General features: G+C 72.3%; 20 protein-coding genes. 13 read left to right on the forward strand and 7 right to left on the reverse strand.

Going from position 1 to position 19,846, the window contains the following annotated elements; genetic code table 11:
• The first annotated feature begins 37 nt into the window (after positions 1-37).
• A complete protein-coding gene (locus ACIPY5_RS14000; protein ID WP_400971702.1) occupies positions 38-817 on the forward strand; it encodes a thioesterase family protein in 780 nt (259 codons plus the stop codon).
• 20 nt (positions 818-837) lie between these two features.
• Here ACIPY5_RS14000 and ACIPY5_RS14005 read toward each other — a convergent pair whose 3' ends face one another.
• Positions 838-1,668 (reverse strand): LuxR C-terminal-related transcriptional regulator, encoded by an 831-nt coding sequence (locus ACIPY5_RS14005; RefSeq protein ID WP_400971704.1) that lies wholly within the window; start codon positions 1,666-1,668, stop codon positions 838-840.
• A 100-nt stretch (positions 1,669-1,768) separates the two neighbouring features.
• On the opposite strand from ACIPY5_RS14005, the gene ACIPY5_RS14010 reads away from it, so the two are divergent.
• Positions 1,769-3,379 (forward strand): AMP-binding protein, encoded by a 1,611-nt coding sequence (locus ACIPY5_RS14010; RefSeq protein ID WP_400971706.1) that lies wholly within the window; start codon positions 1,769-1,771, stop codon positions 3,377-3,379.
• Here the strand turns inward: ACIPY5_RS14010 and ACIPY5_RS14015 are convergent, their stop codons facing one another.
• Positions 3,380-4,006, reverse strand: a complete 627-nt coding sequence (locus tag ACIPY5_RS14015) for a GyrI-like domain-containing protein (protein WP_400971708.1) — start codon at positions 4,004-4,006, stop codon at positions 3,380-3,382.
• A gap of 116 nt (positions 4,007-4,122) precedes the next feature.
• Here ACIPY5_RS14015 and ACIPY5_RS14020 point away from each other — a divergent pair, with 116 nt between their 5' ends.
• Together ACIPY5_RS14020 and ACIPY5_RS14025 are read left to right on the forward strand one after the other, a co-directional pair.
• On the forward strand, positions 4,123-4,650 hold the full coding sequence (locus tag ACIPY5_RS14020) for a flavin reductase family protein (RefSeq protein WP_309341269.1): 528 nt from the start codon (positions 4,123-4,125) through the stop codon (positions 4,648-4,650).
• Positions 4,651-4,706: 56 nt separating this feature from the next.
• On the forward strand, positions 4,707-5,084 hold the full coding sequence (locus ACIPY5_RS14025) for a hypothetical protein (protein ID WP_309341267.1): 378 nt from the start codon (positions 4,707-4,709) through the stop codon (positions 5,082-5,084).
• 14 nt (positions 5,085-5,098) lie between these two features.
• Here the strand turns inward: ACIPY5_RS14025 and ACIPY5_RS14030 are convergent, their stop codons facing one another.
• The 4 genes from ACIPY5_RS14030 to ACIPY5_RS14045 form a co-directional block, all read right to left on the reverse strand.
• Positions 5,099-8,623 (reverse strand): error-prone DNA polymerase, encoded by a 3,525-nt coding sequence (locus ACIPY5_RS14030; protein WP_400971711.1) that lies wholly within the window; start codon positions 8,621-8,623, stop codon positions 5,099-5,101.
• A complete protein-coding gene (locus ACIPY5_RS14035) occupies positions 8,623-10,197 on the reverse strand; it encodes a DNA polymerase Y family protein (RefSeq protein WP_400971713.1) in 1,575 nt (524 codons plus the stop codon). The genes ACIPY5_RS14030 and ACIPY5_RS14035 overlap by 1 nt, the downstream gene beginning before the upstream one ends.
• A gap of 8 nt (positions 10,198-10,205) precedes the next feature.
• Positions 10,206-10,979, reverse strand: a complete 774-nt coding sequence (locus ACIPY5_RS14040) for a hypothetical protein (protein ID WP_400971715.1) — start codon at positions 10,977-10,979, stop codon at positions 10,206-10,208.
• Positions 10,980-11,069: 90 nt separating this feature from the next.
• Positions 11,070-11,519 carry a YybH family protein gene (locus tag ACIPY5_RS14045; protein ID WP_400971717.1) on the reverse strand — a complete coding sequence of 150 codons (450 nt, stop codon included), beginning with the start codon at positions 11,517-11,519 and terminating at the stop codon, positions 11,070-11,072.
• Positions 11,520-11,630: 111 nt separating this feature from the next.
• Here ACIPY5_RS14045 and ACIPY5_RS14050 point away from each other — a divergent pair, with 111 nt between their 5' ends.
• The 7 genes from ACIPY5_RS14050 to ACIPY5_RS14080 all read left to right on the forward strand — a co-directional run bounded on the left by ACIPY5_RS14050 (position 11,631) and on the right by ACIPY5_RS14080 (position 17,040).
• Positions 11,631-12,485: a Rieske 2Fe-2S domain-containing protein gene (locus ACIPY5_RS14050; protein ID WP_400971719.1), complete on the forward strand. Its 855-nt coding sequence runs from the start codon at positions 11,631-11,633 to the stop codon at positions 12,483-12,485.
• Between the two features lie 75 nt (positions 12,486-12,560).
• The gene (locus ACIPY5_RS14055; RefSeq protein WP_400971721.1) at positions 12,561-13,031 is read left to right on the forward strand and encodes a prepilin peptidase; all 471 of its coding nucleotides are present in this window, start codon (positions 12,561-12,563) and stop codon (positions 13,029-13,031) included.
• A gap of 93 nt (positions 13,032-13,124) precedes the next feature.
• The gene (locus tag ACIPY5_RS14060) at positions 13,125-13,337 is read left to right on the forward strand and encodes a response regulator (RefSeq protein WP_292721628.1); all 213 of its coding nucleotides are present in this window, start codon (positions 13,125-13,127) and stop codon (positions 13,335-13,337) included.
• Entirely contained in the window at positions 13,330-13,944 is a 615-nt protein-coding gene (locus tag ACIPY5_RS14065; protein WP_400971724.1) for a CYTH domain-containing protein, read from the forward strand. The genes ACIPY5_RS14060 and ACIPY5_RS14065 overlap by 8 nt, the downstream gene beginning before the upstream one ends.
• 93 nt (positions 13,945-14,037) lie before the next feature.
• The gene (locus ACIPY5_RS14070; protein ID WP_400971726.1) at positions 14,038-15,192 is read left to right on the forward strand and encodes a type III polyketide synthase; all 1,155 of its coding nucleotides are present in this window, start codon (positions 14,038-14,040) and stop codon (positions 15,190-15,192) included.
• Positions 15,182-15,895 (forward strand): methyltransferase domain-containing protein, encoded by a 714-nt coding sequence (locus ACIPY5_RS14075; RefSeq protein ID WP_400971728.1) that lies wholly within the window; start codon positions 15,182-15,184, stop codon positions 15,893-15,895. Before ACIPY5_RS14070 ends, ACIPY5_RS14075 begins: the two co-directional genes overlap by 11 nt.
• Complete coding sequence (locus ACIPY5_RS14080) at positions 15,892-17,040, forward strand: FAD-dependent oxidoreductase (protein ID WP_400971730.1); 1,149 nt, start codon at positions 15,892-15,894, stop codon at positions 17,038-17,040. The genes ACIPY5_RS14075 and ACIPY5_RS14080 overlap by 4 nt, the downstream gene beginning before the upstream one ends.
• Before the next feature lie 72 nt (positions 17,041-17,112).
• Here the strand turns inward: ACIPY5_RS14080 and lpdA are convergent, their stop codons facing one another.
• Positions 17,113-18,510, reverse strand: coding sequence for a dihydrolipoyl dehydrogenase (gene lpdA / locus ACIPY5_RS14085; protein ID WP_309341245.1), 1,398 nt, complete (start codon positions 18,508-18,510; stop codon positions 17,113-17,115).
• Between the two features lie 164 nt (positions 18,511-18,674).
• Here lpdA and ACIPY5_RS14090 point away from each other — a divergent pair, with 164 nt between their 5' ends.
• Together ACIPY5_RS14090 and ACIPY5_RS14095 are read left to right on the forward strand one after the other, a co-directional pair.
• On the forward strand, positions 18,675-19,100 hold the full coding sequence (locus tag ACIPY5_RS14090) for an FHA domain-containing protein (RefSeq protein ID WP_105687337.1): 426 nt from the start codon (positions 18,675-18,677) through the stop codon (positions 19,098-19,100).
• Positions 19,100-19,777 (forward strand): MerR family transcriptional regulator, encoded by a 678-nt coding sequence (locus ACIPY5_RS14095; protein ID WP_309341243.1) that lies wholly within the window; start codon positions 19,100-19,102, stop codon positions 19,775-19,777. The genes ACIPY5_RS14090 and ACIPY5_RS14095 overlap by 1 nt, the downstream gene beginning before the upstream one ends.
• The last annotated feature ends 69 nt before the right edge of the window (positions 19,778-19,846 follow it).

Raw genomic sequence — 19,846 nt, forward strand, 5'->3', positions numbered from 1 at the left:
TTCTCCACGACGGTCACGTGCGACGTAGGATCCGAAGATGCCCGCCTATTTCGAGCGCATCGACGCGTCCGCCTTCCGCCCGACCTCGGCCGTGGAGGGCGCGTGGAGCACCGAGGAGCAGCACATCGCACCCGCGCTCGGGCTCATCGCGCATGCGTTCGAGCGGGAGCACGCCGAGCGACGCGGCGGCGATCTGCAGCTCGGGCGGATCTCGTACGACATCCTCGGCACGATCCCGCTCGAGCGCGTCGACCTCGAGATCCGCGTCCTGCGCCCGGGGCGCACGATCGAGCTCGTCGAAGCCGTGCTGAGCCAGGCCGGCCGGGCAGCGGTGATCGCCAGGGCCTGGTTCATGCAGACCGCGGACACCCGGGCGCTCGCCGGGAGCGCGCTCCCGGCGATGCCGGGCCGCGATGAGCTCGATCCCTGGGCGATGGGCGATCACTGGCCCGGCGGCGCCGTGCGCAGCGTGGACTTCCATCGCGGGCGGCGGCAGCCGGGGCACGCGTGGGGCTGGCTGCGGCCGCGCGTCCCGCTGCTGGAGGGGGAGCGGATCGGGCCGATCGCGCGGCTGCTCGGCATGGTCGACTTCGCCAACGGGCTGACGCTGCGCCTGGCTCCGACCGAAGTCGCGTTCCCGAACGTCGATCTCACCTGTCACCTGTTCGCGGTTCCCACGGGCGAATGGATCGGCTTCGACACCACGGTCTCGATCGGCCCGACCGGGCTCGGTCTCACGGACACGGTGCTGCACGACGAACGCGGACCGGTGGGGACGGTGCAGCAGATCCTCACCGTGCGACCCCTGCGTCCCTGAGGCGACCGGACCGGATCGGGTCAGGGCAGGACGCCGGCGGTGCGGGCGAGCGTCACGGCCTCGGTCCGCCGGTGGGCGCCCAGCTTGCGCATCGCGGCACGCAGGTAGCTCTTCACGGTCTCGGTCCCGAGGTCGAGGCGCGCGCCGATCTCTGCGTTCGTGCAGCCGATCGCGACGAGCGCGAGCACGTCGATCTCACGGGCTGTCAGCGCCGGCCGCTCGAGTGCCGGCGCATTCGCGGTGAGCCGGGCGGCGATGTCGTCGAGGCGGCGGCGCAGCTCCTCGTCACCGACGCTGCCCGCGAGTGTCCGCAGCTCGGCGTGGGCGATCCGCACCTCCTCCCATTCCGGACGGGTCGGAGCCGTGCGCGCGTCGCGCATGAGCGCCGCCGTCTCCATAGCCTGCAACCGCCGGGCCGTCGCCTCGGACACCGCGATCTCGAACGCCAGCCGCCGGGCGGACAGCTGCATCGCGTCGAGCGTGCGGACGCCCAGCTGCGCCGAGGTGCGCAGGGCGCCGTAGAGCACGGCGCGCACCGAGCCGTCGACGACGACCGGCGCTCCGACGATCGAGCGCAGCCGCTCCTGCGACACGGGCCCGTCGTACTGATGGCTGATGCCGTCGTCGTGCAGGTAGTCCGTCACGGTCTGGATCCGCGCCCCGGCGAGCACGCGTCCGCCGAGCCCGTTGCCGGAGCGGATCACCAGGCCGTCCAGCACGGACGTCAGGCATCCGGCCGTCGCGGTGATCGGGTACAGGCCTCCGCGCGGATCGACCGCGCCGGCGAAGGCCACGGGCAGGCCGGTATCGCGCCGCACCGCGGCGACGGCCGTCTTCAGCGAAGGCTCCACAGCGACTCCTTGCATCGATCACACTGTGCCACCACGGCACCGACGGGTCCACCCCCGTTCGGGGGTGCCGGGCGGCGAGGGGGAGTCGCAACCTGTGCTCATGCGCAACGAAGCACAGATCTCGTACTCGTCCGGAATCGGATCCACCCCTCTGCTCGGGCAGACCATCGGGGAGATGCTCGACCGGATCGCCGACCTGCATCCCGATCGGGAGGCGCTCGTGGAATCGGCCACCGGGCGGCGCTGGACGTTCGCCCAGCTGCGCGGCGAGATCGACCGGCTGGCGCTCGGCCTGCGTGCCCGCGGCATCGAGAAGGGCGACCGCGTCGGCATCTGGTCGCCGAACTGCGCCGAGTGGGTGCTCACGCAGTACGCGACCGCGCGCCTCGGCGCGATCCTGGTCAACATCAATCCGGCCTATCGGACGAGCGAGGTCGAATACGTGATCGGGCAGTCGGGGCTGCGGCTCATGGTGAGTGCGACCTCGTTCCGGAGGACGGACTACGCGGCGATGCTCGCGGAGGTGGGGTTCGACGAGGTGCTGTTCCTCGGGACGCCCGCCTGGGACGAGACGCTCGAGGCCGGCGCGGCGGCGGATCCGGCCGCGCTCGCCGAGAGCGCGGCGTCCCTGACCTTCGACCAGCCGATCAACATCCAGTACACGTCGGGTACGACCGGGTTCCCCAAGGGCGCCACGCTCTCGCACCACAACATCCTCAACAACGGCTTCTTCGTGGGGGAGGGCGTGCACTACACCGAGGAGGACCGCGTCTGCGTGCCCGTGCCGCTGTACCACTGCTTCGGCATGGTCATGGGGGTGCTCGGCGCGCACTCGCACGGAGCCTGCGTCGTGCTGCCCGCACCGGTGTTCGACCCCGAGAAGACGCTCGAGGCCGTGCACGCCGAGCGCTGCACGTCGCTGTACGGCGTGCCGACGATGTTCATCGCAGAGCTCGCGCACCCGCGCTTCGCCGAGTTCGATCTGACGTCGCTGCGCACCGGGATCATGGCCGGATCCCCATGCCCCGTCGAGGTGATGGAACGGGTGGTCGCCGAGATGCACATGCCTGAGGTGGCCATCTGCTACGGCATGACCGAGACGTCCCCGGTGTCCACGATGACCTCGCGGGAGGACGATCTCGCGGCGCGCACGCAGACCATCGGCACCGTCATGCCGTTCCTCGAGGTGAAGATCGTGGACGAGGACGGCCTCGTCGTCCCGCGCGGGACGCCGGGGGAGTTCTGCACGCGCGGGTACTCGGTCATGCTGGGCTACTGGAACGAACCGGACAAGACGGCCGAGGCGATCGACGCCGGACGCTGGATGCACACCGGCGACATCGCGACCATGGATCAGGAGGGGCGGCTCAACATCGTCGGCAGGATCAAGGACATGATCCTGCGCGGCGGCGAGAACATCTATCCGCGCGAGATCGAGGAGTTCCTCTACCGCCATCCGGACGTCGGCGACGTGCAGGTGATCGGCGTCCCCGACGCCAAGTACGGCGAGGAGGTCATGGCCTGGATCGTGATGCGGCCCGACGCGGAGCCGCTCACGGCGGAGGCCGTGCGGGAGTTCGCCACGGGCCGGCTCGCGCACTTCAAGATCCCGCGGTACGTGCACCTCGTCGATGCCTTCCCGATGACCGTGACCGGCAAGGTGCGCAAGGTCGAGATGCGCGAGATGGCGGTGGAGATCCTGGGGTTGTGATCAGGCGGGCGCGACCGGCTGGCGCAGGATCGTGCGACGCTTCTCGGGAGCCACCCGGCGGGCGTCGCTCAGATAGATCTCGTGGTGCAGGCCCGCCAGACGCAGGCCCTGCTCCGGGATCACCTCATCGTGCAGGCGTGCGAGCAGCGGCGCCTCGTCGTCGAAGGATCCCACGTGCAGCGTCTGCATGCAGAGGCCTTCCGAGAGGGGCAGCACCCGCAGGTCGTCGATCCTCGGCGGGGCCTTCTTCGCGCGGACGGTCGCGACCACGGCGTCCACGAACGCGTCGTCGAGCCACTCCGGGACGAGGATCAGCATCGTCCAGTCCCAGCGCGACTTGTCGCGCGCGGTCGTGAACGCGTCCATGTCCTCCGCCCACCACAGCCCCTCCAGCGGCGGGACCACGTAGTCCCGGTCGAGCTCGCGCTTGCTGGCGAACTTCAACGCGTAGGCGACGGGGTACAGGGTCTCGAGGGCCGCGGAGTAGGCGGGAGCCGTGTTCGGATCGCCATGTCCATCGATCGCGAGATAGCGGTTCGCAGGCAGATCGACGAGGCGGAACTCTCCGGTGCGCGCGCGATAGCCGTCCAGGCTCTTGGTCAGGTCGATCTTCGTCCCCGTCGTCATGGGGCCATCTCAACACGGGGGTCTGACATCGGATCGGAGCCGACACCTCGAGAACGGGCATACCGTTGAGGGTGGGCGCGAATGCTGCGCCCAGGGCAACGACAGAGAGAAGCACGATGAGCACCCCGGGTCTGGAGAACGACGTCACCGAGAAGTTCAAGGGGGCGTTCCGGCATCACCCCGCCGGCGTCGCACTGGTGACGGGGATCGCCCCGGACGGTCCTGTGGGGCTCACGCTCTCGAGCGTCGCCTCGGTGAGCGCCGACCCCGCCGTGCTCGTCTTCTCCGTCACGCGCGCGACCGGCAGCGCGGGCGGAATCCTCGCGGCTCCCAGCGTGCTCGTGCACTTCCTCGTCGCGGGGCAGGAGCCCATCGCCGACGCGTTCGCGCGCTCCGGCCAGCCGCGCTTCACCGCCGAGCAGGGATTCCAGATGCTTCCGACGGGGGAGCCGTTCCTCCCGACGGCCCGCGTCGCGGTGCGCGGCACCATCCGGGAGACGCATCCGGTCGGCCCCTCGGCGCTCGTCCTGCTCGATGTGCTCGACGTGATCGAGGGCGCGCCCGGTGCGCCCCTGCTCTACGTCGACCGCCACTACGACGCCCTGGTCTCCTCGGCGGCCGCGGTCGAGGTGCCGCGGGGCTGAGCCCGGTCCGGGCCGGACGGCTTGCCCGCAGGACCGTTCTGAACGAAGGTGGACCCATGTCCGTGACCCTGATCCTCCCGCTCTCCGCTCCGCTGGGCGTCGGGCGCATCGTCGCCGTGGACGAGGAGTCCCGCGCCGTGCGCATCCGCGATCTCACCACGGGCGTCGTCTACCGCGTGCCGGGATCCGTCCTGCCCGAGCTCGGAGCGCTGCCCTGGCGCGGCCGGGTGGAGGCGTGCAGCGTGCTGGCGACCGAGGAGGGCGTGGTCACGGAGCTCGTGCTCGACGCGGTCCCCGGCGGGGCCGTCGACCTCCGCGGATCCGCGATCGCGCTCGAGGGCGCTGAAGAGGCGGCGGCCGCGGCCAAGGCCCAGGCCGCGATCTGGGGCGGCACGGATCGTCCTCCGCAGGAGGAGCAGCCGCGGTTCTGGTGAGCGCCTCGATGCGCTCACTGGAAGTCCCTGGAGTGATGCGCCACGCCCACCTGCAGCGGTTCGAACGCGTCGGCCAGCAGGTTGGTCACACCCTCGGGGGAGCGTTCGAGGATGCCGCGCACGATCAGCGCGGGTGACTCACGGGCGATCCGGCGGTAGCGCAGCCACACCCCCTGCGTGCAGATGACGTTGACGAGGCCGTGCTCGTCCTCGAGGTTGAGGAAGGTCACCCCTCCCGCCGTGGACGGGCGCTGCCGGTGGGTCACCAGGCCCGCGGTCTCGACTCGCCGTCCGTTCTCGTGGGTGCGCAGCGCGGAGGAGGTCAGCACCCCGCGTGCATCCAGCCCGGGGCGGAAATGCGCGAGCGGGTGGTCGTCGGTGGACACCCCGGTCGCCCAGAGGTCTGCGGTGAGGATCTCGTAGCTGGTCTGGTCGCCGAACAGCGGCGGCTGCACCGCGACCACCGTGTCCGGAAGATAGCGGGCGCGGTCCTCCGCCGCGGATCCGGCCAGCCAGATCGCCTCCCGGCGCTGCAGCCCGAGGGAGTCGAAGGCCCCGGCGGTGGCGAGGGCCTCCACCTGGGTCGCCGTCAGATCGGTGCGGCGCACGAGATCGTTCAGATCCCGGTACGGGCCGCGGGCATCGCGTTCGGCCACGATCCGCTCGGCCGTCTTCTCGCCGATCCCGGTGACGCCGGCGAGTCCGAGACGGACGGCGTAGCGGCCGTCCCTGCGGTGCGCGGCGGTCTCGTCCGGGGCCTTCGGGTCGAACGGATCCGGGTCCGTGCCGGGAGGGCGGGCCGGGAGCTGATGCATGCACGACTCCCGTCCGGTGCGCCCCGTGGCCGCCGGATCCACCGCCTCCAGGGTCTCCGTCGCCCCGGACAGGCGGATGTCGGGCCGGCGCACCTCGACCCCGTGCCGGCGGGCGTCTCCGGTGAGCGTCGCGGCGGAGTAGAACCCCATGGGCTGGGAGCGCAGCAGGCCGGCGAGGAACGCGGCGGGGTAGTGCAGCTTGAGCCAGGAGCTCGCGTACACGAGCAGGGCGAACGAGAGCGAGTGGGACTCCGCGAAGCCGAAGTCGGAGAAGGCCTGGATCTGGGCGTAGATGCGATCGGCGGTCGCGTCGTCGAGCCCGTGCCGGTGCATGCCCGAGTACAGGCTCTCCCGGATGCTGTCGATCTTCTCCAGTCCTCGCTTGGACCCCATCGCGCGGCGCAGCGTGTCGGCCTCGTCGGCGGTGCAGTCGCCGAGCGTGGTCGCCATCTGGATGAGCTGCTCCTGGAAGACCGGGATGCCCAGCGTGCGATGCAGCACCGGCTCCAGCTTCGGATGCGCGTAGGTGACCTTCTCCTGGCCGAGCTTGCGCCGCACGAAGGGGTGCACCGCCCCGCCCTGGATGGGGCCGGGGCGGATGAGGGCGATCTGGATCGCGAGCTCGTAGAACTCCCTCGGCTGGAGGCGAGGGAGCAGCCCCATCTGTGCGCGGGACTCGACCTGGAACACCCCGATCGTGTCGGCGCGGCAGAGCATGTCGTAGACCGCGGGCTCCTCCTTGGGCAGCGAGTCCAGCGTCCACTCCTCGCCGGTGGCCTCGCGGACCAGGTCGAAGCAGTGCCGCAGGGCGGAGAGCATCCCGAGCCCGAGCAGGTCGAACTTCACCAGCCCCATCCAGGCCGCGGCGTCCTTGTCCCACTGGATGACGGTGCGCTTCTCCATGCGGGCATGCTCGACGGGGACGACCTCGCCGACCGGACGCCGGGTGAGCACCATGCCGCCGGAGTGGATGCCCAGGTGGCGGGGCGCGCGCAGCAGCTCATCGGCGTAGGCGACCACCTGGTCCGGGATGTCGTGGTCGGGGACGGGGCTCAGATCCAGCCCCCAGCGCTCCACCTGACGCGACCAGGCATCCTGCTGGCCCGGAGAATGCCCGAGCGCACGGGCCATGTCGCGCACCGCGTTCTTCGGACGGTACTGGATGACGTTCGCGACCTGCGCGGCGTTCTCCCGCCCGTACTCGTCGTAGACCCACTGGATGATCTCCTCGCGGCGCCCCGAGTCGAAGTCGACGTCGATGTCCGGCTCCTCGGTGCGGGTCGTGGCGAGGAAGCGCTCGAAAGGCAGTCCGTAGAGGATCGGATCCACCGCGGTGATGCCGAGCAGGTAGCAGACCACGCTCGCGGCGGCGGATCCGCGCCCCTGGCACAGGATCCCGCGGTTCTTCGCCTCGTCCACGATCCCGTGCACGATGAGGAAGTAGCCCGGGAAGTCCTTCTCCTCGATCACGTTCAGCTCCCGCTCGATGCGGCTCCTCCCCTCGGCGGTGAGCGCCTTGGGGGAGTGCTCCGGATACCTCTCCGGCACCGCCGCCCAGACCAGCGCCCGCAGGTGGCTCATCGGGGTCTCGCCCGGGGGGACGCTCATCGTGGGCAGGGCCGGCTTGGCACGGCGCAGCGGGAAGGCGCAGGCCTCGGCGATCTCGAGGCCCGCTGCGATCGTCCCCGGGTAGCGGGCGAAGCGCGCCGTCATCTCTGCGCCGGAGCGCAGATGCGCCGTGCCGTGCGCGGGCAGCCAGCCCTCGAGCTCCCGCATGCTGCGGGTGGCGCGCACGGCGGCGATCGCCTCGGCGAGCTCTGCCCGCCCCGGGGCGGCGTAGTGCACGTTGTTCGTCGCGACCAGGGGCAGGCCGTGCCGGAGCGCGAGGTCGGCGAGGGCGTCGTTGCGCCGGCTGTCGAGCGGATCGCCGTGGTCGATGAGCTCGACGGCGACCCGGTCCGTGCCGAACAGGTCGACGAGGGTGAGGAGCGCCCGCTCGGCGCCCTCCGGCCCCTCCCGTTCGAGGGCGCTGCGGACGCCGCCCTTGCGGCAGCCGGTGAGGATCGTCCAGTGCCCCTCGGCGCGATTCGCCAGCGACTCGATCTCGTAGAGCGGCCGCCCCTTCTCGCCCCCGCGCAGCTGCGCTTCGGTGATCGCGGCGGAGAGGCGGTGGTAGCCCTCCTCGCCGCGGGCCAGGACGAGCAGGTGCTCGCCGAGCGGATCCGGCAGGCCCCTGCGCTCCGGGGGCGGCAGGAGCCCGGCGCGTCCTCGTGCTCCGCGACCGTGCGCCTCGGGGCCGGGGAGGGACAGCTCCGCTCCGAACACGGTCTGCAGCGGCGGGCCGGCGTCCTCCCGCCCTTCCGCCTTCGCGTTCTTCTCCGCGTTCGCCAGGGACTCCGCGGCCTCGGCGAAGCTCGCGGCGCCGTAGAAGCCGTCGTGGTCGGTGATCGCGAGGGCGGTGAGCCCGAGCCGCTGCGCCTCGGCGATGAGGTCCTCGGGAGAGGAGGCGCCGTCGAGGAAGGAGTACGAGGAGTGCGCGTGCAGCTCGGCGTAGGGGACCGCGTTCTTCGGGCGCTCGATCCCGTCCATCCGGATGGGCGGGCGCTTGTGCATGCGGGAGGGGGCGTCCACCGCGATCTGCTGATGCAGCGGACCGGCACCGTCTCTGCCGCTGAGGGTGCGCTCGAGCGCGGCCCACGACATGTCCGGGTTGTGGAAGCCCATCAGTGGTACCTCCCCTCGGCCCACCACGGGCCGGCGCCGGTTGCGTCGCCTCCGGCCCTGTCGGCGCCGGAGATGTGCAGCACCAGCCAGGCCCGCTCCTGCTCGTCCACGAGCTGCAGGCGCTCGCCGCGGAACGAGCCCGCCTGATCCCCTCGTCGGTCCCGCACCGGCCAGGGACCCGCCCAGGAGAGCACCGCGCACGCGTCGACGGCCGCCGGTTCGGCGGAGAGCAGCCCGCGATCGTCGATCTCGACCGTGCTGCCGTCGGCCGCGGTCACCGCGATCGGTCGCAGCGGAGCGAAGATCTCGGCCGGCAGCGGATCCGGCAGCTGCCCCGGCCAGGGCTGCTCCGCGGGCCGGGCCGGCACGACGCGCTCGCCCCAGGGCGTGAGCTGCTGCCGGTCGGAGACGAGGCGCCCGCCGGCCACGACGGCGGTGACCACGCCCTCGTGGCCGAGCAGCGTCTGCACACGGGAGACGGCGTGGTGCAGCCGCTCGTCGGTGCCGGATCCGAACAGGCCCGGCTGATGGTGCGCGGCGTCGTCGACAGCGATGGGGTCGATCCGCACCCGGACGATGCCCCTGAATCGGTGCGCCTCGTCGTCGTCGCCCGCGGCGGCGGTCTCGGCGGCCAGCGACTCCAGCTGCCAGCGCACCCGGTCGACCAGATCGGAGGCTTCGAAGCAGGTGGGGTGCAGCCAGGTGCGCGAGGTCACCCGCTCGTCGTCGTCCGTGAGGTCGATCCGCACCTCGGTGCACACCAGCGAGGCCTTCGCGAGGGCGAGGATCACGGCATCCGCGCTCTGCCGGACGGCGAACGCGATCTGGTCCGACTGGCCGAGGGGCGATTCGAACTCGACCTCCGCCACGAGCTCCGGATCCGGCGGGCGCGGCACGACGGGCCGGGAGTCCGCGCCCGCGGCCAGGGCGTGCAGGCGCGCGCCGTGCTCGCCGAAGCGCGCTCGCAGCCGTTCCGCCCCGAGGGCGGTGAGCTCGCCCAGGGTGCGCACGCCGAGTCGGAGCAGCAGCGCGGTCACCTCCGGATCCTGCAGGGCCTGCACGGGCAGCGGGGCGAGGAAGGCGGCAGAGGCGCCGGCGTCGACCACGAGCACCGGATCCGCGCCGCGCGCCGCGAGCTCGGCCGTGAAGGGCCCGTCCGCGACCCCGATCCGCACCTCGGGGTGCCCCTCCGCGGAGAGTCGGGTGTGCAGGGCGCGCGCGGCCTCGCCCTCCCCGCCGTGGAAGCGCGCGACACCGCGGGCGCGGAGCAGGGCGAGCCCCGGCCGGAGCAGCTGCGCCCCGGGGGCCTGCTCCTCGATCAGGCGCAGGACGGGCAGGAATGCCCGTTCGTCCCTGGCCGGATCCGCAGGCAGGATGCGCAGGCTCGGCAGCAGCCCCTGCGCCTCCCTGCGGCGCTGTCCGGCCCTGACACCGTGGGCGCGCGCCGCCGCGCTGCAGGCGACCACCCTGTTCGCATGCAGGATCGCCGCGGGCTGGTCCGCCTCGGAGCCCAGGGCCGCGCGCAGCGGCCAGTCCGGGAACCACAGCACGATCACCCGGACCGGTTCCCGCACGGCGGAGCTCATCCCGCCACCGCCAGGAGTGCGGGCGCGTCGGCGAGCGGGCGCGGGGCGGCGTGCATGGACGGGAGCGGGATGAGCCGGGGCGCCGTCGGGGCGACGGCCTCGACCATGCCGTGAGCTCCGGGCAGTCGCACCCGCACGCTCTGCGGTGCGGGGGAGCGCCGGGTGCGCGCGGTGACCGTCACCTCGCACTCCTCCAGCGCGCCCCAGCCGGATCCCAGACCCCGCCAGTGGGGATCGTGCACCTGGAGGGACCCCTCGCTCTGCGGCCAGGCGGCGGCGCCCGGCCCCCCGGAGACGACCAGCAGCGTGCAGCCTCGATCGCGGAGCCGGGCGCTGAGCCTGCTCAGCTCCGCGTCCCGCACTGCGGACGAGGGGCGGATCGCGATGAGCGGGATCACCTCGCTCAGCGCGGAGACGACGGAGAGCCAGCGCGCACCGGGGGCGGGGACGAGGAGGAGACGGTCCAGATCCACGCCGTGCCCGGCGAGCGCCTCGACGCCCAGAGTGGGCATGCCGACGGCGGCGCACCACGCGCCGGTGCGCGAGGCGCCGGCGAGCAGCGCCCCGATGAGTCCGGGGGAGGGGGAGAGCGCATACGTCGTGCCGACCTGCAGACCGCCCTCGGGGAGGATCGGCTCGAGCGGGGCGGGCACCGGGATCAGCGGCAGATCGCTCCGGCGGCGCTGCATGCGGGTGATCTCGCGCCGTAGGCGCAGCACGTCCTCGGCGCGGGTGTCGGCGTCGGGGGCGATCATGGAAGCGAGCGTCATCCCCATGACCTCCATTCTCGAATATCTCTTCTAATACTGCAACAGCAGAGAAGACGATAACTCGTACATCCGACATGGAGGAGGGAGAGCTCAGGCGACGGGGCTGGCCTCCTGGCGCACGTCCTCGTGCAGGTGCAGGATGCGCAGCGCACCGTCCGCCCGACGCTGCAGCACGGCGGTGTTGCGCGAGAGCTCAGGGACGACCGCGGCGCCGTGGGCATCCGTCCCGTCTACCCGCAGCCACCAGGTCGCGACGAGGACGCCGCCGACCTCGCGCACGCGCAGATCCTCGACGGTCAGGGAGGTCTCGGTCCAGGCCGGCGCGCTCGGCGCCGCAGCGGCCTCGGCGCGGCGGCCGCGGAGCGCGGCGAGCTCCTCGAGGCCCGTCACCAGGGCGTCGGAGGCGGAGTCGAAGATCGTCACGTCCTGCGCGAGGCGGGCATCGATCGCCGTGGGATCGCCGCGCAGATAGTCGTCGTACATCCCCGTCAGCAGGCGGTGCACGTCCTCGGAGGGCAGGGAGCGGGTGGTCGGGTCCATCGCGGCGAGGCTATCAGTCTGCGCGGCGGCGCCGGTCCGTCACGCCGTTGACCCTCGCGCCTCGCGGGGGTAGACAGGAGATTCCTACGGCGCGGTACGGAGGAGAGAGCCATGCGAGTGACAGCGGCGATGCAGTCCCTGATCCGGACGCTCGGGAAGACCAAGGGGCTCGATCCCGCGGCGGAGAAGCTGAGCGGCTGGGTCCAGGCGGCCACCCGCTCCACGCCCGTGAAGAACGCCCTGTCCGGTTCCTGGCTGGGGCATCAGGTCCATCCGATGCTCACGGACCTGCCGATCGGGGCGTGGGGTGCGGCCACCGTGCTCGATCTCACCGGGGCGGATCCGGCGGCGTCGCGGCGCCTCGTCGGCCTCGGCATCCTCGCCTCCGCGCCGACGGCGGCCGCGGGCGCCTCGGACTGGTCGTCCCTGTACGGGCCTGCGAAACGGGTCGGCCTGATCCACGCCGCCGCGAACGCGACGGCCTCCGTGCTGCAGATCACCTCCTGGCTCGTGCGGCGCCGCGGACATCACGGCGCCGGGGCCGCGCTCAGTCTGCTGGGGCTGGGTCTCACCCTGGGCTCGTCGTATCTCGGCGGGCATCTCTCCTTCGTCCGCGGCTCGGGCGTGAACCACACGGCGTTCCAGGGTTCGGTGCGACGCTGGACGGACGTGGGGGCCGATGCCGACCTCGTCGAAGGAGCGCGGTCGCGGGTCCTGGTGGGCGACGTGCCGGTGCTGCTCATCCGGGTCGACAGCGCCCTGCATGCGATCTCCGCGGTCTGCAGCCACGAGGGCGGCCCGCTCGACGAGGGGGAGCTCGGCGCGGACGGCTGCGTCACCTGCCCCTGGCATGGCAGCAGGTTCCGCATCGACGACGGCTCGGTGCAGCGGGGGCCGGCGAGCGTCCCGCAGCCCCGCTGGGAGGCGAAGGTCGAGGACGGGCGGATCCTGCTCCGCTCGGCCTGACGGGGACCGCCGGGCGGCGCCCGGGTTATCCACATCCCGCTCACGGTGGTCGCGCCGATCTCCTACCTTCGGGGGATGGATCCTGCTGCGGTGGCCGTCGTGCTGGTGCACCTCGCCCTGCTCGGGATCGGCATCAGGCTGCTCGCCGTCGACATCGCCACGCACCGGCTCCCGGACCGGATCGTGCTGCCGACGCTCGGGGGAGCGCTCCTGCTCGCGCTCGCCGACGCCGCGTTCGCGGGCGGAGGCGCGCGGCTGCGCGGAGCCCTGTGCGGGATGCTGATCCTCGGCGGCTTCTACGCACTGCTGCGGCTGCTGAACCGCGACGGCATGGGCGGCGGCGACGTGAAGCTCGCCGCCCTCATCGGGCTGGTGCTGGGCTGGCACGGCTGGCAGGCGCTCCTGGTGGGCGCGGCGTCCGCGTTCGTGCTGGGGGCGGCGCACGCGCTCTGGCTCATCGTGCTCCGCCGGGCGACCGGGTCGACGCACATCGCGTTCGGGCCGTGGATGATCGTCGGCGGCGCGCTCGGCGTCGGGGCCGGATGACGAACCCGTGGGAGCACGGCCCGAAGGGGACTTCGCGAGGAACCCGGCACCGGGATCGCGTCCTGCGCGCGAGCAGGGGATTAGGGTGAGCACATGGCACTCGCACGGCTTCACGGCGGCCCGCTGGACGGGCAGATCCTTCCCCTCGCCGCGGAGGATGACAAGCTGATCCTCCCCTACAGCGAGACCCAGGTGGTCTACAACCGCCGGGGCGAGCCGAAGAACACCGGCCCGCACGACGGACCCACCGAGGTGGACTACTGGTACGAGGAGTCCCTCGAGGACATCGTCCCGACCGATGACTGAACCGTCGCGCACGCTCGAGGTCGAGCGCAAGTACGACGTCGACGGCGACACTCCGCTGCCCGCCTGGGACGCGATCCCCGGCGTCGATGCGGTGACCGAGGGCGAGCCCCGCGCTCTGGACGCCCGGTACTTCGACACTGCCGACGGCGACCTCGCCCGCGCCGGCGTGGCGCTGCGGCGCCGCACCGGCGGGCCGGACGAGGGCTGGCATGTGAAGGGCCCCCGCAACAGGGATGGGCGGCTCGAGCTGGGCTGGCCCCTCGGGGAGGGCGATGAGCTGCCGTCCGCGGTCGCCGAGTTCGTCGCGCAGTGGACGACGCGCCCGGTCTTCCCGCTCGCCCGCATCGAGAACGCCCGCACCGCGTACCTGCTCACCGGACCCTCCGGTGTGGTGGCGGAGTTCGTCGACGACCACGTCCGCGGCACGGACCTGCGCCGCGGCGGCCGGCGGGAGTGGCGCGAGTGGGAGATGGAGCTGGGGCCGGCGGCCCCGGCGGACGACGCAGGGCGGGACGCGTTCTTCCAGGCGGTCGAGCGGGCGGTCATCGCCGCAGGAGGCCGCGAGTCGCTCTCAGGATCCAAGCTCGGGCGCGCCCTCGGATTCTGAGCCGGCGGGGAGCCGGATCCGCGAACCTGGCAGAGGCTGAGGAGGATCCGCAAGCCCCTTCCTGCCACGCGGGCGGCATGCTTGAGTGGCACCATGAGCAGCCCGGTGATGCTGAGATCCCTGCAGACGGTGGTGCCGGACACGGTCCTGCACCAGGACGAGGTGCGCGACGTGTTCGCCGCGCAGCCCGGGCTCTCGCGTCTGGCGCGACGCATCGTGACCGCCTCTTTCGACGGATCCGGCATCGACACCCGTCGCACGGTGCTCGACGAGCTCACGCTCGCGGCGACCGAGGCGGAGCCGGTGTTCTTCGACCACGCGACCGGAGAGCTGCTGTCCCCGGCCACCGGCGTCCGCAACGACGTCTACGTCCGCGAGGCCGGGCGGCTGTTCGTCGCCGCGGCGCAGGCCGCCCTCGACGCCGACCCCGACGTCGGACCCGCGGACGTCACTCATGTCGTCACGGTCTCCTGCACGGGGTTCCACGCCCCGGGGCCGGAGTACGAGATCGTGCGCGCGCTGGGCCTCTCCGACTCGGTGCAGCGGTATCACCTCGGCTTCATGGGCTGCTACGCCTCGATGCCGGCACTGCGGGCGGCGAGCCAGTTCTGCGCGGCGGATCCGGAGGCCGTCGTGCTCGTGGTCAGCGTCGAGCTCTGCACGCTGCACCTGCGCTCCTCGGAGGATCCGGACGTGATCGTCGCCTCCTCGCTGTTCGCCGACGGTGCGGCGGCCGGTATCGTCACGGCGCGCCCCTCGGCCGCCCCGGGGCTGCGCCTCGACCGCTTCCACACCGCGATCGCGCCGCAGGGCCGCAAGGACATGGCGTGGACGATCGGCGACCACGGATTCGAGATGACCCTCTCCACCGCGGTGCCGCAGATCATCGGCGAGACCATCGTCGATGCGCTCCGTCCGCTCTATGCGGGAGGGCTCGGAGCGCCTTTCGAGGACGGCAGGATCGGCGAGGAGGTGCGGCACTGGGCGATCCATCCCGGCGGTCGCAGCATCCTCGACCGGGTGCAGGACCGCCTCGCGCTCAGCGATGCGCAGCTGCACCCCGCCCGCGAGACGCTGCGGCGGCACGGGAACATGTCCAGCGCGACGATCCTGTTCGTGCTGCGGCGCATCCTGGAGGAGGAGGGCGCGCGCGACGGCGAGCGCGTCTCCGCGATGGCGTTCGGGCCCGGCCTGACCGCGGAGAGCGCGCTGATGACGGTCGTCGGCGCCGGGGGCGATGGGCGCTGACCTGTCCGCCCGCGCCGTCGGCGTGCGCGAGCTGATGGACGACCCCGACGCGGATCCGCAGACGCTGGAACGCACCTACCGGCGTTTCGGAGCGGTCAACGCCGTGGTCTCCCGTCCCGGCGCGCTGTACCGGGAGGACATCCGGCCGCGGGCCAGGACGGGGCCGGTGCGGATCCTGGATGTGGGGGCCGGCGGGGGAGATCTCTGCCGTGCGCTCGCCGCAAGGCTGGCCCGCGACGGTCTCCGGGGCGAGGTCACGGCGCTCGATGCGGACGAACGCGCCACGGCCTGGGCCGCCGCGCATGACGGCGGGGCGGGGGCGACCTACCGGTGCGCGCTCGTCGCCGACCTGGTCCGGGCGGGCGAGGCCTACGACATCGTGCTGTCCAACCACGTGCTGCACCACCTCGATGCGGCCGAGCTGCAGGACATCCTCGCCGACACCGCGCGCCTCGCGGGATCGGCGGGTCTCGTGGTGCATCGCGACATCGCGCGCAGTCGCACCGCCTACGCCCTGTTCGCGCTGGGGACATGGCCGTTCTCCGGCAACCTGCTGGCGGGATCCTTCATCCGCGCCGACGGGCTGACCAGCATCCGCCGGTCGTACACGGCGGCGGAGCTCACGGCCGTCGCGCCGCCGGGGTGGATCGTACGGCGCGGGGTGCCCTCCCGCCTGGAGCTGCGCCGGGAGCAGGGACGATGAGCGACCCTGAGGTGCAGCCGGCCGGCGCCACACTGCTCGACCACGATGTCGTGGTCGTCGGCGCGGGGCCGGTCGGGCTGCTGCTGGCCTGCCTGCTCGCCCAGGACGGCATCGACGTCGTCGTCTGCGAACGCCGCCGCGACGAGGATCCGCGCAGCCGTGCGATCGGGATACACGCGCCGGGGCTGGAGATGCTCGATCGCGCAGGAGTGGGGGCTGCGGCGCGTTCCGCATCGCTCGCGCTCGAGGGCGGAGACGTGCTCAGCCGAGGCCGGGTCCTCGCGTCGCTCGACTTCTCCGCGCACCGATCGGTGCGCGTGCTCCCGCAGCAGCGCACGCACACCCTGCTGCGGGAGCGGCTGCAGGCGCTGTCCGCCGGTGCCCTGCGTCCCGGCTGCAGCGTGCGCGCGGTCCGGGACGAGGGGGAGTTCGTGCGGCTCGCCGTGGACCGGCCCGCCGGCCGGCAGGAGGTCACCGCCGCCTTCGTGGTGCTCGCGGACGGCGTGCACAGCACCCTCCGCCAGGAGCTCGGTCTCGGGTGGCGCCGTCGCCCCGGCTGCGCCCCGTACACGATGGCCGACGTCCCCGACCCCGCGCCCGGCGTACGCGCCCAGCTGCACTGCGAACCCGGGGGGATCGTCGAGGCGTTCCCGCTGCCCGGCGGCATGCGGCGCTGGGTGCTGCGGGGCGGCGGTGTGCACACGGGTGCGGAGTTCCGTGCGGCGATCGCGGAGCGGATCGGGAGGGATCCGGAGATCGGCGACGACGTCCGGCCGACGGGCTTCGTCGCGGCCCAGCATCTGAGCCGCACCGTCGTCCGAGGCCGCGTGGCGCTGCTCGGCGACGCCGCGCACGAGGTCAGCCCGATCGGCGGGCAGGGCATGAACCTGGGCTGGGTGAACGCCGGACGACTGGCCGCGGCGCTGCGCACCGCCCTGGTCGAGGGGGAGGCGGATCTCGGCGGCTATGCGCACGGGGCGCTGCGCGCCGCGCGCGCCGCGCAGAGGCGGAGCGCCTTCTACATGACCATGGGCGCTCCGGCGCAGGGCGTTCCGCTGGCGGCGAAGGAGACGCTCATCCGGGCTCTGGGCTCAGGCCCGCTCCGCCCGTGGGCCACCGGGCTGGTCACGATGCGCGGCTTCTGACTCGGAGCGACGGGACGACAGAGGGCCGGCCACGCACCTGGCGTGACCGGCCCTCGGTCCGATCGGATCCGATCAGAGGTTGATCATGTGGCCGGCGAGCCCGTGGAACGCCTCCTGCAGCGCCTCGGACAGCGTCGGGTGCGTGTGCACGTTGCGGGCGGCCTCGAGCGCGGTCAGGTCCCACTTCTGCGCGAGGGTCAGCTCGGGCAGCAGCTCGGACACGTCGGGGCCGATCAGGTGTCCGCCGATGAGCTCGAGGTGCTCGGCGTCGGCGATGAGCTTGACGAAGCCCACCGGCTCGCCCAGGCCGTTGGCCTTGCCGTTCGCGCTGAACGGGAACTTCGCGACCTTGATCTCGCGACCCTCGGCCCTGGCCTGCTCCTCGGTGAGGCCGAAGCTGGCGACCTGCGGCTGGCAGAACGTCGCGCGCGGCATCATCCGGTAGTCGCCGAGCGTCATGGTCTCGGCCTTGCCGATGGTCTCGGCGGCGACGACGGCCTGTGCCTCCGCGACGTGCGCGAGCTGCAGCTTGGCGGTGACGTCGCCGATCGCGTAGATGCCCTCGACGTTGGTGCGCATGTGATCGTCGATGTCGATCGCGCCGCGGTCGGTGAGCGCGACGCCCGTGTTCTCCAGGCCGTAGCCGTTCACGTTCGGGGCGAAGCCGACGGACATGAGGACCTTGCCGGCCGTGATCTCGCCGGGCTGGCCGTCGCGCGTCTCGTAGGTGACGTGCACGGAGGAGCCGTTGTCGGTCACGGTCTTGACCGCGGTCGAGGTGAGGATCTCGACGCCGAGCTTCTTGTACTGCTTCTGGATCTCCTTGGAGACCTCGATGTCCTCATTGGGCAGCGCCCGGTCGAGGAACTCGATGATGGTGACCTTGACGCCGTAGTTCGTCAGCACGTAGCCGAACTCCATGCCGATCGCACCGGCGCCGACGATGACGATCGACTCGGGGAGGTCGCGGCTGAGGATCTGCTCCTCGAAGGTGACGACGTTGTCGCTCAGCTGCACGCCGGGCAGCAGGCGGACGGTGGATCCGGTCGCGATGATGGCGTTGTCGAAGGTGACCTCTTCGGTCGTGCCGTCGGACTTGGCCACCGAGATGGCCTTCGGGGAGGTGAAGGTGCCGCGGCCGTCGTACTCGACGACCTTGTTCTTCTTCATCAGGAAGTGGATGCCCTTGACGTGGGTGTCCGCCACCTTGCGGCTGCGGTCGAACGCCGCGCCGAAGTCGAAGTGCACGTCGCCCGAGATGCCGAAGAACTCGGCCTTGTGGGTGAAGGTGTGCGCGATCTCCGCGTTCTTCAGGAGCGACTTGGAGGGGATGCAGCCCACGTTGAGGCACACACCGCCCCAGTACTTCTCCTCGATGATCGCGGTGGAAAGGCCGAGCTGAGCGCTGCGGACGGCGGCGACGTAGCCGCCGGGGCCCGCACCGAGGATGACGACGTCGTAGTGTGGCATGCTCCCAGCCTATCGCCCGTGCGGACGACCCCGGGCGGGCGATGACGCGCGGATCCGGCTCCCGGGCGCCGCGCGCTTCCGATAGGCTGGAACGCCAGAGGAGGGGGAGAACAGTGACTGAGAACGACGTTCCCGAAGGCGCCGTCCGCCGCGGCGGCGAGCCCATGCACGACACCACGCAGACGTTCGGCCACGACTCCGACCTGTCGTTCGTCCCGTTCGGCGCGGAGCTGACGGAGGTCGAGCAGGCGGCGATCGCCGCGCTGCCCTCCGGCTCGGCGCTGCTGCTGGTCCGCTCCGGCGCTCTCGCCGGTGCCAGGTACCTGCTCGACACGGCGGTGACCACGGTGGGCCGCCACCCCGAGGCGGACATCTTCTTCGACGACGTGACGGTCTCCCGTCGCCATGCCGAAGTCATCCGCACCGGCACAGCTTTCGAGGTCGTCGACCAGCGCTCGCTGAACGGCACCTACGTCAACGGCGAGCGGGTCGACCGCAGCGAGCTGCGCAACGGCTACGAGGTGCGCGTCGGAAAGTTCCGGCTGAACTTCTTCGCCTCGCCCGTGGATCTCGCGCAGGCGAACGACTGATGGCGGCATCGGCCGCCGAGCGTTCCGCCCCTTCCGGGCTGCTGAGCATCGGCCAGGTGCTCGCGCGCCTCACGCCGGAGTTCCCCGATGTGAGAGCCTCCAAGCTCCGCTTCCTGGAGGAGAAGGGCATCGTGAACCCGGTGCGCACCGCCTCCGGGTACCGCAAGTTCTCCGCCGCCGATCTGGAGCGGATCCGCATCGCACTCACGCTGCAGCGCGACCAGTACCTGCCGCTCAAGGTCATCCGCGAGCACCTCGACGCGCTCGACGAATCCGGCAGCGCGCCGGAGCTGCCCGCGTCGATCGTGCAGGGGCCGCGCCGGTACCGTCGCGACGAACTCGTGCACGCCGCCGGTGCCTCGCAGGCGCTGCTCGGCGATGCGGTGTCGAGCGGCATGCTGCCGGCGGCCGAGACCTACCCCGAGTCCGCGGTGTCGCTGCTGCGCGCCCTGGCGGCCCTGGACGGCCACGGCATCGGACCGCGCCACCTGCGGCCGCTGCGGCAGAGCGCCGAGCGCGACATCGCCCTGGTGCAGTCGGCGCTGTCCGCGCTGCTGCGCCGCACCGACACCCCGTCGCGTGCGCGGGCCAGCGAAATGGCTCCTGAACTGGCATCCCGCCTCGACGAGGTGCGTTCGCTGCTCGTCAAGGACGGCATCGGCCGACTGCTGTCGTAACGAACTGATTGCGACACACCCCCGACTCGGGGCGGATGTCGTTGTCGGGGATGCCGCGCTGTTCTAGCG

Origin of the sequence: Microbacterium sp. NPDC089698 (assembly GCF_044749045.1) — a bacterium.
Taxonomy (GTDB): Bacteria; Actinomycetota; Actinomycetes; order Actinomycetales; family Microbacteriaceae; genus Microbacterium.